This is a genomic window from Burkholderia sp. GbtcB21 (assembly GCF_019091065.1).
Classification (GTDB): domain Bacteria; phylum Pseudomonadota; class Gammaproteobacteria; order Burkholderiales; family Burkholderiaceae; genus Burkholderia; species Burkholderia pyrrocinia_C.
The window spans coordinates 266,496-279,590 of sequence record NZ_JAGXKA010000007.1 but is presented as its reverse complement, the minus strand read 5'-3'; the positions used below and the strand labels follow the sequence as shown (position 1 = coordinate 279,590).

The window sequence follows — 13,095 nt, the reverse complement described above, 5'->3', positions numbered from 1 at the left end:
TAATCGGTATTTGAATGTTTGTCGTCAGATAAATGGCGCGCGTTTTTTTGCCGATTTCTTTTCCCTAGAATCGTTTTCGATTCGATATTTCATTTAAAGGCATGCATTACGTTCACGCATCGGATGTGCGACACGCCGCGGCCCCCGCCGCGCGTCGCGAAGGAGCGGCGCGATGACGGGCATCTCGCGATCCGCCGACCTGGCCCCGCCGCAACACGGCCGCATCGTGCAGCTCGACGGGCTGCGCGCGATCGCGGTCGGCGCCGTGTTCCTGCAGCACGCGCTGAAGGCGCCGCTGTGGATGGGTGTCGACCTGTTCTTCGTGCTGAGCGGCCTGCTGATCACCGGCATCCTGCTCGATCGCAAGGCGCGCGGGCAGTCGTACTTCAGCCACTTCTACGCGCGTCGCGTGCGACGCATCCTGCCGCCGTACGTGCTGCTGCTGGTGGTGTCGACGATCCTGTTCGGCGCGAGCTGGCTGCCGCACTGGCCGTGGTTCGCGTTCTTCTCGACCAATATCGGGCTGTCGCTCGGCAGCATCGGCCACGACAGCCTGAACGTGCTGTGGTCGCTCGCGGTCGAGGAGCAGTTCTACATCTTCTGGCCGTTCGTCGTGCTGTGGTGTTCGGAGCGCGTGCTGCTGTGGGTCGCCGCCGCGCTGATCGTCGCAGCGCCGGTGCTGCGCGCGATCGCGACGCCGTGGTTCGACTCGTTCTGGCCGATCTACTACCTGACGCCGTTCCGGATGGACCTGCTCGCCGCGGGCGCGCTGCTCGCGATCGTGCTGCGCCGCGACCGGCGCGCGCTGGAGCCGTTCTACCCGCTCGCGATCGTCGGCGCGCTCGTGTCGCTCGCGATCCTCGGCTGGCTGCACCTGTCGTTCCCGCGCTTTCGCGCCGCGAACACGCCGCTGTCGAATGCGGCGCTCTACAGCATCTCGCTGCTGCTGTGCACGTCGATCGTCGTGATCGCACTGCGCGGCCGCGGCATCGTGCAACGCGTGCTGACGAACCCGATGCTCGTCTACGTGGGCACCGTCAGCTACACCGTGTACCTGATCCACCTGAGCGTGCTGTACGCGCTCTGGCCGCTGCACCTGAACCGCTTCGTCACGGCCGCGCTCGCGCTCGCGATCACGCTCGCCTACGCGACCCTGAGCTGGTACGGCTTCGAACGGCGCCTGACGCGCAGCCCCGCACGCCGGGCGCTGCCAACTGCCGCCACCAGCACGACCGCCTGATTTTCCCTTTCGCTTCTACCAGGACAACGCCATGAGCCAAACTCGCAAAAAGGCCATCATTACCGGGATCTCGGGGCAAGACGGCGCCTACCTGACCAAACTGCTGCTCGACAAGGGCTACGAGGTCACGGGCACCTATCGCCGCACCAGTTCGGTCAATTTCTGGCGCATCGCCGAGCTCGGCGTCGACACGCACCCGAACCTCACGCTCGTCGAACACGACCTGACCGACGCCGGCTCGAGCCTGCGCCTGCTCGAACGCACGCAGCCCGACGAGCTGTACAACCTGGCCGCGCAGAGTTTCGTCGGCGTGTCGTTCGACCAGCCGACGACGACTGCCGAAGTAACGGGCCTCGGCCCGTTGAACCTGCTCGAGGCGATCCGCGTGGTGAGCCCGAAAACGCGCTTCTACCAGGCGTCTACGTCCGAGATGTTCGGCAAGGTACAGGCGATTCCGCAGACCGAAACGACCGCGTTCTATCCGCGCAGCCCGTATGGCGTCGCGAAGCTGTACGCGCACTGGATGACCGTGAACTACCGCGAGTCGTACGGCCTGTTCGGCAGCAGCGGCATCCTGTTCAACCACGAATCGCCGCTGCGCGGCCGCGAGTTCGTCACGCGCAAGATCACCGACACCGTCGCGAAGATCAAGCTCGGCAAGGCGACCCGCCTCGAGCTCGGCAACCTCGACGCAAAGCGCGACTGGGGCTTCGCGCTCGAATACGTCGAAGGGATGTGGCGCATGCTGCAGGCCGACGAGCCCGACACCTACGTGCTCGCGACCAATCGCACCGAGACCGTGCGCGACTTCGTGCAGATGGCATTCGCGGCTGCCGGCTACCAGCTCGAATGGACCGGCAAGGGCGAGCAGGAACGCGGCCTCGACGCGTCGAACGGCAACGTGCTCGTCGAAGTGAACCCGAAGTTCTACCGCCCCGCCGAGGTCGACCTGCTGATCGGCTGCGCGGACAAGGCTAAATCCAAGCTCGGCTGGGTGCCGGAGACGACGCTCGAACAACTTTGCCAGATGATGGTCGAAGCGGATTTGATGCGGAACCAGCACCATGACACGTTCTGAAGCCGGACGCCCGTCGCGCCGTGCGTTCGTCACCGGCCTGACGGGCTTCACGGGCCGCTACATGGCCGAACGCCTGCAGGCGGCCGGCTATGACGTCTGGGGCACGATCGCGCCCGGCGCGCCGCGGCCCGACGATCCGGCCTTCGCGCATTGCACGCTGCTGCCCGTCGACCTGCTCGACGCGGACGCGGTGCGTGCGGCGGCCGCCGATGCACGGCCCGATGCGGTCGTGCATCTCGCCGCGCGCGCGCATGTCGCGCAGGACGAGCCGTCGCAGACCTACGCAGTCAATATCGTCGGCACGCGCAACCTGCTGGCCTCGCTCGCGGGTCTCGACCAACGTCCGTCGGCCGTGCTGCTCGCGAGCAGCGCGAACATCTACGGCAATTCGACGGCCGGCGTGCTCGACGAGACCGTCTCGCCCGCCCCCGCCAACGACTATGCGGTCAGCAAGCTCGCGATGGAATACGCGGCGAAGCTGTGGGCCGACCGGCTGCCGATCGTGATCGCGCGGCCGTTCAACTACACGGGCGTCGGCCAGGGCGAAGCGTATCTGCTGCCGAAGCTCGCCGCGCACTACGCGCGCAACGAACCGCGCATCTCGCTCGGCAATCTCGACGTGAGCCGCGATTTCTCCGACGTGCGCGACGTGACAACCGCCTATCTGAAGCTGCTCGAAGCGGCGCCGACCGGCGAGACGTTCAACGTCTGCTCGGAGCGCGCGTATTCGCTGAAGGAGGTGCTGGCGATGCTGTCGCGCATCGCCGGTTACGTGATCGACGTGACGGTCGATCCGCGTTTCGTGCGGCACAACGAGGTGAAAAGCCTGAGCGGGTCGCGCGACAAGCTGCGGCGCGCGGTGGGCGAGCTGCCCGTCACGCCGCTCGACGAAACGCTGCGGTGGATGGTGGATGCGATGCGCGCCGCGCCGCAAGGGCACGGCGGCTGAATCACGCGGTGCATGCGCGAGCGCGGTGCGCCGGACGTAATGCCTTCATGCGGAAAAAACAACGGGCCGCCTGTTTTGCAGGCGGCCCGTCGTCGTTGATGCGTCGATGTCGATGCGGCGAAAGCACCGCGTCGCTCAGCCCTCCAGGCCGCGCGCGAGATCGTTACGCAGGTCGCCCGCGTGCTCGAGGCCGACCGACAAGCGGATCAAACCTTCGGTGATCCCCGCCGCCGCGCGCGCTTCCGGCGTGATGCGGCCGTGCGTCGTGGTCGCCGGATGCGTGATCGTCGTGCGCGTATCGCCGAGGTTGCCGGTGATCGAGATCAGCTTCGTGTTGTCGATCACGCGCCATGCGTTCGCGCGCTGCTGCTCGGGCGTGTCGCCCTTCAGCTCGAACGACAGGATCGCGCCGCCCGCCTTCTGCTGACGCTTCGCGAGTTCGTACTGCGGGTGCGACTCGAGGCCCGGATGAAACACGCGTGCCACCGCCGGATGCGAATCGAGCCAGCGCGCAATTTCCAGCGCGTTCGCCGATTGCTTCTCGACGCGCAGCGACAGCGTCTCCATCCCCTTCAGCAGCACCCACGCGTTGAAGGCCGACAGCGTCGGGCCCGCGCTGCGCACGAACGGGAATACCTTGCCCATGATGAATTCCTTCGAGCCGACCAGCGCGCCGCCGAGCACGCGGCCCTGCCCGTCGAGGAATTTCGTCGCCGAGTGCATCACGACGTCCGCGCCGAGCTTCAGCGGCTGCTGCAGCACCGGGCTGCAGAAACAGTTGTCGACGACGAACAGCGCGTTCGCGGCCTTCGCGATCTTGCCGATCGCCTCGATGTCGGCGAGTTCGGTCAGCGGGTTCGACGGCGTCTCGAGGAAGAACATCTTCGTTTCGGGCCGCACGGCTTCCCGCCATGCGTTCAGGTCGGTCGGATCGACGAAGGTCGTCGTGATCCCGAACTTGCTGAAGATCTGCGAGAACATCCCGAGCGTCGAGCCGAACAGGCTGCGCGAGCTGACGAGGTGGTCGCCCGCCTGCAGCGCGGACATCACGACCGACATGATCGCGGCCATCCCCGACGCGGTGGCGATGCACGCCTCGCCGCCCTCGAGCGCCGCGAGACGCTCCTGGAACATGGTGACGGTCGGGTTCGTGAAGCGCGAATAGGTGAAGTAGTCTTCCGAATTCGCGAAGCGCTCGGCCGCGTCGGCCGCGCTCTGGAAGCAGAAGCTCGACGTGAGGAACAGCGCTTCCGAGTGCTCGTTGAAGTCGCTGCGCAGCGTGCCCGCACGCACGGCAAGCGTGTCGAAGTTGAGGGAGTCGTCCATGTTCCGTTTTCCGTATTCGATGGCCGCGCGTGTCGCGCAGGCCAAGTCAAAACCAGGCCAAAACAAAAAGCCCGCTATGCGTCGGCATCAGCGGGCTTCGGGCGGTACGACAGCGATCGACTCGGGCCGACTGCCGCCGGCCTTCGCTTTAGCTGTTTTGGGAAGTCGCCCCGCGTCCGCAAGCTGATATCAAATCGACGCAAGGCCACATCCTATCACGCTTCGGCAAAAGCGTACGCCGGTGTCACTCGACCGACAGCTGCAGGTTCATCTGCGAGCGCCCGGTGTCGCCGGCCGTGTCGCGATCGGCCTGCGACGCCGGCGTGAGGCGCGCGCGCTCGATCGCGTCGAGATACTCGGGCGTCACGTCGCCGGTGATGTAGTTGCCGTCGAAGCACGACGCCTCGAAGCGTTCGAGCTTCGGGTTGATGTCGCGCACCGCGCGGCGCAGGTCGTCGACGTCCTGGTAGATCAGGTGATCGGCGCCGATGATCTTCGCGACTTCGTCGTCGGTGCGGCCGTGCGCGACGAGCTCGCCGCGCGTCGGCATGTCGATACCGTACACGTTCGGGAACTTCACGGGCGGCGCCGCCGACGCGAAGATCACCGACTTCGCGCCCGCATCGCGCGCCATCTGCACGATTTCATGCGAGGTCGTGCCGCGCACGATCGAATCGTCGACGATCAGCACGTGCTTGTCCTTGAACTCGATGCTCATCGCGTTGAGCTTCTGGCGCACCGACTTCTTGCGCACGGCCTGCCCCGGCATGATGAACGTACGGCCGACGTAGCGGTTCTTGAAGAAGCCTTCGCGATACTCGACGCCGAGCTTCGCGGCGACCTGCATCGCAGCCGGGCGCGACGAATCGGGAATCGGCATCACGACGTCGATCGGCACGTTCGGCAGTTCGCGCTTGATCTTCTCGGCGAGATAGTCGCCCATGCGCAGGCGCACGTTGTAGACGGGCACGCCGTCGAGGCACGAATCCGGACGCGCGAGGTACACGTATTCGAACATGCACGGGTTCAGCGTCGGGTTCTCCGCGCACTGCTGGCTGTGGAAGTTGCCGGCCTTGTCGATGAAGATCGCTTCGCCCGGCTCCAGGTCACGCACGAATTCGAAGCCGATGCCTTCGACCGCGACCGACTCCGACGCGACCATCCACTCGGTGCCGTGCTCGGTTTCGAGCTTGCCGATGCAGAGCGGGCGGATGCCGAACGGATCGCGGAATGCGAGCAGGCCGTAGCCGGCGATCAGCGACACGATCGCATACGAACCCTGCAGGCGGCGATGGACACCCGAGACCGCCTTGAACACCGAGGCCGGATCGAGCTCGAGGCCCGTGGTCGACAGCTGCAGCTCGTGTGCGAACACGTTGAGCAGCACTTCGCTGTCGGAATTGGTGTTGATGTGCCGGCGGTCGATCCGGAACATCTCGTCCTTCAGTTGCTGCCAGTTCGTCAGGTTGCCGTTGTGCGCGAGGATGATCCCGAACGGCGCGTTCACGTAGAACGGCTGCGCCTCGGCTTCGCTCGACGCCGAACCGGCCGTCGGGTAGCGCACCTGGCCGATGCCGTAGGTGCCGGGCAGGCTGCGCATGTTGCGCGTGCGGAACACGTCGCGCACCATGCCGTTCGCCTTGTACATGTGGAAATTGCTGCCGTCCGCCGTCGCGATGCCCGCTGCGTCCTGACCGCGATGCTGCAGCAGCAGCAGGCTGTCATAGATCAGCTGGTTGACCGGAGATTGGGAGATAACGCCTACGATGCCGCACATGGCATGTCCTTCAGAATGACAAAATCGGTTACGTCCTGCCCGGCCGCGTCGTCACACGCGTACGTACTGGGCCATGCCGTCGGGCAGGAGCTGCTTCAGCTCATGCACGCCCTGTTCGGCGAAAGGACGCAATAGCGCATTGCGCCAGAAATCCTGTTTGGGCAGTTCGGTCAGCCCGGCCGCCGCGACCAGCAGCACCACCAGCACGCCGCCGCGGACCAGTCCGAACATCATGCCCAGCGAGCGATCGACACCGCCGAGGCCGCTCGCCTGCGCGATCCGCGACAGCAGCGCGTTCGCGACGCCGGCGACCAGCACGACGCCGATCACGAGCAATGCGAAGGCGATCACCCACTGCGTCAGCGCGCCGCCCGGCCAGTTCGCCGGAATATACGGTACGACCAGCCCGACGTAGCGGCCCGCGATCACGATCGCCGCAATCCAGCCGATCAGCCCGAAAATCTCGGACACGAAGCCGCGCCACGCACCGCGCAGCGCCGACAACACGATCACCGCCAATACAGCGTAGTCGAAAGCGGTCAGCATCGTGCGTTACTGCGTCAGGCCGGCTTCGCGCACCTTCGCGATCGCGGCGGAAGCCGCCGCGCGATCCGCGAACGGGCCGGCACGCAACAGTGTAGCCGTGCCACCGTCTGCCTGCTTGCGATGCTCGACATATGCGGGCACGCCCGCCGATTTCAACTTGGTCGCCCACGAACGGGCCGTCGCGTCATCCTTGAACGAACCGAGCTGCACCGCGAAGCGCGCACCGGCCGGCGACGACGGCGACGATGCATCGCCGCTGTCCGGGCTCGCGCCGTCGGCATTCGCGACGGTCGCGGGCGCCGGCTTCGGCGCGGCCGGTTTCGCCGCGGGAGCAGCCGGCTTCGGCGCGGGCTTCGGCGGCGTCACGCTCGCCGTGGTCGTCGTATCGGGTTTCGCGGCCGGCTTGGCGGCCTCCTTCGGCGCAGGCGCCGGGACCGCCGCGACGGCGGCGTCGGATGCCGGCGGCTCGTCGTGCGCGACACCTGCCTGCACGTCGGAAGCGTCGTCGTCACGCGGCGCGACTGCCTGGTGCGCGGGCCGGTTCGGGATGTCGATCGCGATATCGTCCGTGACTGGCTTCGGGTGCGAATCGAGCACCATCGGCAGCACGATCACGGCGGCCACGACGAGCGCGATCGCGCCGACGAGGCGACGGCGCGCGCGTTGCTTTTCTGGAAGGGTCGGATCGAGGAGCAGCGCGTCCGATTCCGGACGCTCGGTGCGGCGCGGGCGCCGCTCGACGCGTTCAGTGCGCTCCGTGCGCACGTTCCGGGAGGTCCCGGTGCGACCGCCGCGCCGCGTGGGCGCGTCGTCGTCTTTTTTGCCGAACGAGAAAATTCCCATGAATGGCTGAGTCCGAAACTGCCCGTCAGTCAGTGTTGCTGCGATTTACGGTAGGCCAGCACGCCGGCAACCGTATGGAAACTGCCGAAAACCACGATTCTATCATTCTCGGATGCTCTTTTTAGTGCATCGCGAAACGCTTCGGCGGGCGACGCGTAACGCGTCACGCTCGAATCGGCCCCGTCCTCCACGCCAGCCTTGCGCAGCGCGGCTTCGAGCTGCTCCGCGGAGGCCGCGCGCGGCAGCGGCAGGTCGGTCACGCACCAGTGGTCGATCTCGCCTTTCAGATGCCGCAGCACGCCGTCGATGTCCTTGTCGTGCATCGCGCCGAACACCGCGTACGTGTACGGGAAAAAGCCCATGTTGCCGAGATTCTGCTCGAGCACGGCCGCCGCGTGCGGATTGTGCGCGACGTCGAGCACGATCGCCGGCTTGCCGGGCAGCACCTGGAAGCGCCCCGGCAGCTCGACGTTCGCGAGCCCGAGCCGGATGTCCTGCGCGGATACCGGCAGCACCGGGCGCAGCGCCTCGAGCGCGGCGAGCGCGGCCGATGCATTGATCAGCTGATTCGCGCCGCGCAGCGCCGGATACGCAAGCGCCGGATAGCGCTTCTCGCGGCCGAGGTAGCTCCACTGCTGGCGCTCCGCGCCCGCCTGCGCCTCGTAGCGGAAATCGCGGCCGACGAGCCACAGGTCGGCGCCGATCGCTTCGGCATGGTCGATCAACGTTTGCGGCGCGGCCGGATCGCCGCAGATCGCCGGCTTGCCGGCACGGAAGATCCCGGCCTTCTCGAACGCGATCTTCTCGCGCGTGTCGCCGAGGTATTCGGTGTGGTCGATGTCGATGCTCGTGACGATCGCGCAATCGGTATCGATGATGTTGACCGCATCGAGCCGGCCGCCGAGGCCGACTTCGAGGATCACCGCATCGAGCCCGCGCGACGCGAACAGATGCAGGATCGCGAGCGTCGTGAATTCGAAGTACGTGAGCGACACGGGCTCGGGCAGCGACGTGCGCGCGGCTTCGACGGCCTCGAAGTGAGGCAGCAGTTCGTCATCGGTGACGTTCTGCCCGTTCACGCGCGCGCGCTCGTTGAATTCGAGCAGGTGCGGCGACGTGTGGCAGCCGACCTTGTAACCCGCGCGCACGAGAATCGTCTCGAGAAACGCGCAGGTCGAGCCCTTGCCGTTCGTGCCGCCGACGGTGATGACGGGGCACGCGAATTCGAGCTGCAGCGCCGCCTTGACCTGCCCGATGCGGGTCAGGCCCATGTCGATGCCGACCGGGTGCGCGCGTTCGAGGTGCGAGAGCCACGCGTCGAGAGTGGGAAAAGTGCTCATCGGATCAAATCTGGATCGGTACCGCCACTACGCCAAAAAACGAAGCGCGCCGCCTGACGCTGAAGCCAGGCGACGCGCAGAGTTCACCACCTCGCGCCGGTCAGGCCAGCGCGTCGGCCGGCTGTCGCTGCAGCAGCGCGAGCAGTTGCGCGATCTCGTCGCGCATCTTGCGGCGGTCGACGATCATGTCGATCGCGCCCGTGGTCAGCAGGAATTCGGCGCGCTGGAAGCCTTCCGGCAGCTTCTCGCGGACCGTCTGCTCGATCACGCGCGGGCCGGCAAAGCCGATCAGCGCCTTCGGTTCGGCGATCACGACGTCGCCGAGGAACGCGAAGCTCGCGGACACACCGCCCATCGTCGGATCGGTCAGCACCGAGATGAACGGCAGCTTCGCTTCGGCCAGCTTGGTCAGCATCGCGGTGGTTTTCGCCATCTGCATCAGCGACAGCAGGCTTTCCTGCATCCGTGCGCCACCCGACGCCGTGAAGCAGATGAACGGCACGTGCTGTTCCAGCGCGTTCTGCGCGCCGCGCGCGAAGCGCTCGCCGACGACCGAGCCCATCGAGCCGCCCATGAACGAGAACTCGAAGCAGGCCGCGACGACGGGCAGCGTGTGGATCGCACCGCCCATCACGACCATCGCGTCGGTCTCGCCCGTCTCGTCCATCGCTTCCTTCAGACGATCGGGGTACTTGCGGCTGTCCTTGAACTTCAGCGAGTCGACCGGCACGATTTCCTGGCCGATCTCGTAGCGGCCTTCCGGATCGAGCAGCCCGTCGAGGCGCTCGCGCGCGCCGATGCGCATGTGGTGATCGCACTTTGGGCACACGTGCAGGTTCGCGTCCACGTCGTTGCGGTACAGCACGGCCTCGCAGGACGGGCACTTGACCCACAGGCCTTCCGGAATGCCCTTGCGGCTTTTCGGGTCGGTCTGCTTGATCTTCGGCGGCAACAGTTTGTCGAGCCAGCTCATCGTATGGTTTCCTGTTCCGTGGCGGGCCGGGCCGCATGGCCCGCCCGCTCCCTGTGTTGTGTTTATCGCGCCACCTTGCCTGCGCCGTCCAGCGCGGCACGCAGCTCGGCGATGAACGCCTTCAGCGCGGCGGCGGCGCCTTCCGGCGCGGCGCTTTCGAGCAGCTGCACGAGGCGGCTGCCGATCACGACGGCGTCCGACACCTCGGCCACCGCGCGCGCCGTTTCGGCGTCGCGGATGCCGAAGCCGACGCCCACCGGAACCGGCACGCGCGACTTGATGGCCGGGATTTTACCCGCAATGTTCGAAACATCCAGATTTCCCGCGCCGGTCACGCCCTTGAGCGACACGTAATACACGTAGCCGCTCGCGATCTTGCCGACGTCGGCGATACGTTCGTCGGTCGACGTGGGCGCGAGCAGGAAGATCGGATCGATCTGCGCGGCGCGCATCTTTTCGGCGAATACGCCCGCCTCTTCAGGCGGATAGTCGACGACGAGCACGCCGTCGACGCCGGCCGCCTGCGCTTCGGCCGCGAACGCGTCGACGCCCATCCGCTCGATCGGGTTCGCATAGCCCATCAGCACGACGGGGGTTTTCGCGTCGGTTTCGCGGAAGCGCTTCACGTCGGCGAGCACGCTCTTCAGCGTGACGCCGCGCGCGAGCGCGCGTTCCGACGAGCGCTGGATCACGGGGCCGTCGGCCATCGGGTCCGAGAACGGCACGCCGAGCTCGATCACGTCCGCGCCGCCTGCGGCGAGCGCATGCATGAATTCGACGGTCTTCGCGGGATCGGGGTCGCCGGCCGTGATGAACGGGATCAGGCCCTTTCGGCCTTGTTCGGCGAGCGCGGCAAAGGTCTGCTGAATACGGGACATGGCTATTTTCCTTGATGCGTTCGGCGATGCGGCTACGCGATTCACGCGCATGCCGGCGCGGCGAGCGCGCTCACGCGCTCTTGCGCGATCGCACAATAACTTTCGTTGATCTCGTAGCCGACGAAGTCGCGCCCCTGCCGTGCGCAGGCCACCGCGGTCGTGCCGCTGCCCATGAACGGATCGAGCACGCGGCCGCCCGGCGGGCAGCTTGCGAGCACCATCCGCTCGACGATTTCCAGCGGCTTCTGGGTCGGATGATCGACGCGCTCCGCGTGCTGCCGGTGCAGGCGCGAGACCGACCAGACGTCCTTCGGGTTGTAGCCCATCTCCAGCCACTTGCTGCCTTCGAACAGCTTGCGCGAGCGGGCCTTCTTCGTGTCGGCGTCGTACGGGATGCGGACCGGATCGAGATCGAAGTAATACGCCTTGGAAACCGCGAAAAAGCCGATGTTGTCGTGCACCGACGTGAAACGGCGCGTCGTGCCGCCCATGCTCGGCACGCGCCGGTCCCAGATGATCTCGTTGACCATCGTGAGCTTCGTCTTCAGGAAACTGAAGATTTCCGGCGCGTACTGCCATGTGCAGAAGATGTACATCGACCCGCTCGGCTTGAGCTTCGGAATCGCGAGCTCGAGCCACTCGCGCGTCCACGCGAGAAAGTCGTCGCCCGAACGCTTGTCCGAGTCGTTGCCGTAGTCCTTGCCGAGCCCGTACGGCGGATCGGCGACGATCAGGTCGATCGACGCATCCGGCAGGTGTGCGGCATCGGTCAGGAAATCGCGGTTATGCAGTTCGATACCGGACGGCAGCGCGCGCGGCACGACGGCGGCGGGCTGAACCGCCTCCGCCTCGCTCGCGGCACCGCCGCCCGGCTCTTCGATCAGGTCACGCATCGGTCGGGGTCAGAGCTCGATGCCCGATCGCTCGGCGACCGTGTGCATGTCCTTGTCGCCGCGGCCCGACAGGTTGACGAGCAGGATCTTGTCCTTCGGCAACGTCGGCGCGAGCTTCACGCCATACGCGATCGCGTGGCTCGACTCGAGCGCGGGAATGATCCCCTCGATCCGGCAGCAGTCGTGGAACGCCTTCAGCGCTTCCTCGTCGGTGATCCCGACGTACTGCGCGCGGCCGCTGTCCTTCAGCCATGCATGCTCGGGGCCGACGCCCGGATAGTCGAGGCCCGCCGACACCGAATGCGTCTCGATGATCTGGCCGTTGTCGTCCTGCAGCAGGTACGTGCGGTTGCCGTGCAGCACGCCCGGGCTGCCGGCGATCAGCGATGCCGCGTGATGGCCGGTGTCGAGCCCGTCGCCGGCCGCTTCGACGCCGATCAGCTGCACCGACGCATCGTCGATATACGGATAGAAGATGCCCATCGCGTTCGAGCCGCCGCCGACGCAAGCGATCACCGCGTCGGGCTGCCGGCCCGCGAGCTCGGGCATCTGCACCTTGCACTCGTCGCCGATCACACGCTGGAAGTCGCGCACCATCATCGGGTACGGGTGCGGGCCCGCGACCGTGCCGATGATATAGAACGTGCTCTCGATGTTCGTGACCCAGTCGCGCATCGCTTCGTTCAGCGCGTCCTTCAGCGTGCGCGAACCCGACTCGACCGGCACGACCGTCGCACCGAGCAGCTTCATCCGGTAGACGTTGGCGGCCTGCCGGCGCACGTCCTCGGAACCCATGTAGACGACGCACTCCATCCCGAAGCGCGCGCAGATCGTCGCGGTCGCGACGCCGTGCTGGCCGGCGCCCGTCTCGGCGATCACGCGCTTCTTGCCCATGCGCTTCGCGAGCAGCGCCTGGCCGATCACGTTGTTGATCTTGTGCGCGCCCGTGTGGTTCAGGTCCTCGCGCTTCAGGTAGATCTGCGCGCCGCCGAGCGTCTCGCTCCAGCGCTGCGCGTGGTAGATCGGCGACGGACGGCCGACGAAATGCTTCAGCTCGCGCTCGAATTCGGCGACGAAGTCGGGATCGTGCTGGAATTTTTCATACGCCGCGCGCAGTTCGTCCAGCGCGTGAATCAGCGTCTCGGCGACGAACGTGCCGCCGTACGGGCCGAAGTGGCCGCGAGCATCAGGAAGGTTGTACATGGTGTCTCTCTCGATCGGTCGATGCGCCCGCTTTCGGGGCCGCACCGGC

12 protein-coding genes are annotated in these 13,095 nt (G+C 66.5%); 3 read left to right on the top strand and 9 right to left on the bottom strand.

The genetic code is table 11. The annotated features are described in order from the left end of the window. The first annotated feature begins 172 nt into the window (after window positions 1–172). From KVT39_RS18695 to KVT39_RS18685, 3 genes are read left to right on the top strand one after another with little or no spacing between them, the layout of a single operon-like run. Entirely contained in the window at window positions 173–1,240 is a 1,068-nt protein-coding gene (locus KVT39_RS18695; protein WP_105390804.1) for an acyltransferase, read from the top strand. A 31-nt stretch (window positions 1,241–1,271) separates the two neighbouring features. Next, window positions 1,272–2,318, top strand: a complete 1,047-nt coding sequence (gene gmd, locus KVT39_RS18690) for a GDP-mannose 4,6-dehydratase (RefSeq protein ID WP_217589949.1) — start codon at window positions 1,272–1,274, stop codon at window positions 2,316–2,318. Continuing rightward, window positions 2,305–3,267 carry an NAD-dependent epimerase/dehydratase family protein gene (locus tag KVT39_RS18685; RefSeq protein ID WP_217589948.1) on the top strand — a complete coding sequence of 321 codons (963 nt, stop codon included), beginning with the start codon at window positions 2,305–2,307 and terminating at the stop codon, window positions 3,265–3,267. Before gmd ends, KVT39_RS18685 begins: the two co-directional genes overlap by 14 nt. 135 nt (window positions 3,268–3,402) lie before the next feature. Here the strand turns inward: KVT39_RS18685 and KVT39_RS18680 are convergent, their stop codons facing one another. From KVT39_RS18680 to trpB, 9 genes are all read right to left on the bottom strand, one after another. Continuing rightward, window positions 3,403–4,593 (bottom strand): O-succinylhomoserine sulfhydrylase, encoded by a 1,191-nt coding sequence (locus KVT39_RS18680; RefSeq protein WP_131949297.1) that lies wholly within the window; start codon window positions 4,591–4,593, stop codon window positions 3,403–3,405. 244 nt (window positions 4,594–4,837) lie between these two features. Next, complete coding sequence (purF, locus tag KVT39_RS18675) at window positions 4,838–6,370, bottom strand: amidophosphoribosyltransferase (protein WP_034179984.1); 1,533 nt, start codon at window positions 6,368–6,370, stop codon at window positions 4,838–4,840. A 51-nt stretch (window positions 6,371–6,421) separates the two neighbouring features. Continuing rightward, window positions 6,422–6,916, bottom strand: a complete 495-nt coding sequence (locus tag KVT39_RS18670; protein WP_034179985.1) for a CvpA family protein — start codon at window positions 6,914–6,916, stop codon at window positions 6,422–6,424. A gap of 6 nt (window positions 6,917–6,922) precedes the next feature. Beyond that, complete coding sequence (locus KVT39_RS18665; RefSeq protein WP_217589947.1) at window positions 6,923–7,759, bottom strand: SPOR domain-containing protein; 837 nt, start codon at window positions 7,757–7,759, stop codon at window positions 6,923–6,925. Between the two features lie 29 nt (window positions 7,760–7,788). Beyond that, window positions 7,789–9,099 carry a bifunctional tetrahydrofolate synthase/dihydrofolate synthase gene (gene folC / locus KVT39_RS18660; RefSeq protein ID WP_175748663.1) on the bottom strand — a complete coding sequence of 437 codons (1,311 nt, stop codon included), beginning with the start codon at window positions 9,097–9,099 and terminating at the stop codon, window positions 7,789–7,791. Between the two features lie 100 nt (window positions 9,100–9,199). Continuing rightward, window positions 9,200–10,072, bottom strand: coding sequence for an acetyl-CoA carboxylase, carboxyltransferase subunit beta (gene accD / locus KVT39_RS18655; protein ID WP_006755101.1), 873 nt, complete (start codon window positions 10,070–10,072; stop codon window positions 9,200–9,202). A gap of 62 nt (window positions 10,073–10,134) precedes the next feature. Then, window positions 10,135–10,950, bottom strand: a complete 816-nt coding sequence (trpA, locus tag KVT39_RS18650) for a tryptophan synthase subunit alpha (RefSeq protein ID WP_034179988.1) — start codon at window positions 10,948–10,950, stop codon at window positions 10,135–10,137. 41 nt (window positions 10,951–10,991) lie between these two features. After that, complete coding sequence (locus KVT39_RS18645) at window positions 10,992–11,843, bottom strand: site-specific DNA-methyltransferase (protein WP_217589946.1); 852 nt, start codon at window positions 11,841–11,843, stop codon at window positions 10,992–10,994. Between the two features lie 9 nt (window positions 11,844–11,852). Next, complete coding sequence (gene trpB / locus KVT39_RS18640; protein ID WP_034179990.1) at window positions 11,853–13,046, bottom strand: tryptophan synthase subunit beta; 1,194 nt, start codon at window positions 13,044–13,046, stop codon at window positions 11,853–11,855. Between the last annotated feature and the right edge of the window lie 49 nt (window positions 13,047–13,095).

Coding starts and splice junctions, on each gene's coding strand:
- folC (WP_175748663.1), bottom strand. CDS start 9,099: ATGAGCACTTTTCCCACTCTCGACGCGTGGCTCTCGCACCTCGAACGC.
- purF (WP_034179984.1), bottom strand. CDS start 6,370: ATGTGCGGCATCGTAGGCGTTATCTCCCAATCTCCGGTCAACCAGCTG.
- gmd (WP_217589949.1), top strand. CDS start 1,272: ATGAGCCAAACTCGCAAAAAGGCCATCATTACCGGGATCTCGGGGCAA.
- trpA (WP_034179988.1), bottom strand. CDS start 10,950: ATGTCCCGTATTCAGCAGACCTTTGCCGCGCTCGCCGAACAAGGCCGA.
- KVT39_RS18665 (WP_217589947.1), bottom strand. CDS start 7,759: ATGGGAATTTTCTCGTTCGGCAAAAAAGACGACGACGCGCCCACGCGG.
- KVT39_RS18645 (WP_217589946.1), bottom strand. CDS start 11,843: ATGCGTGACCTGATCGAAGAGCCGGGCGGCGGTGCCGCGAGCGAGGCG.
- trpB (WP_034179990.1), bottom strand. CDS start 13,046: ATGTACAACCTTCCTGATGCTCGCGGCCACTTCGGCCCGTACGGCGGC.
- KVT39_RS18695 (WP_105390804.1), top strand. CDS start 173: ATGACGGGCATCTCGCGATCCGCCGACCTGGCCCCGCCGCAACACGGC.
- accD (WP_006755101.1), bottom strand. CDS start 10,072: ATGAGCTGGCTCGACAAACTGTTGCCGCCGAAGATCAAGCAGACCGAC.
- KVT39_RS18685 (WP_217589948.1), top strand. CDS start 2,305: ATGACACGTTCTGAAGCCGGACGCCCGTCGCGCCGTGCGTTCGTCACC.
- KVT39_RS18670 (WP_034179985.1), bottom strand. CDS start 6,916: ATGCTGACCGCTTTCGACTACGCTGTATTGGCGGTGATCGTGTTGTCG.
- KVT39_RS18680 (WP_131949297.1), bottom strand. CDS start 4,593: ATGGACGACTCCCTCAACTTCGACACGCTTGCCGTGCGTGCGGGCACG.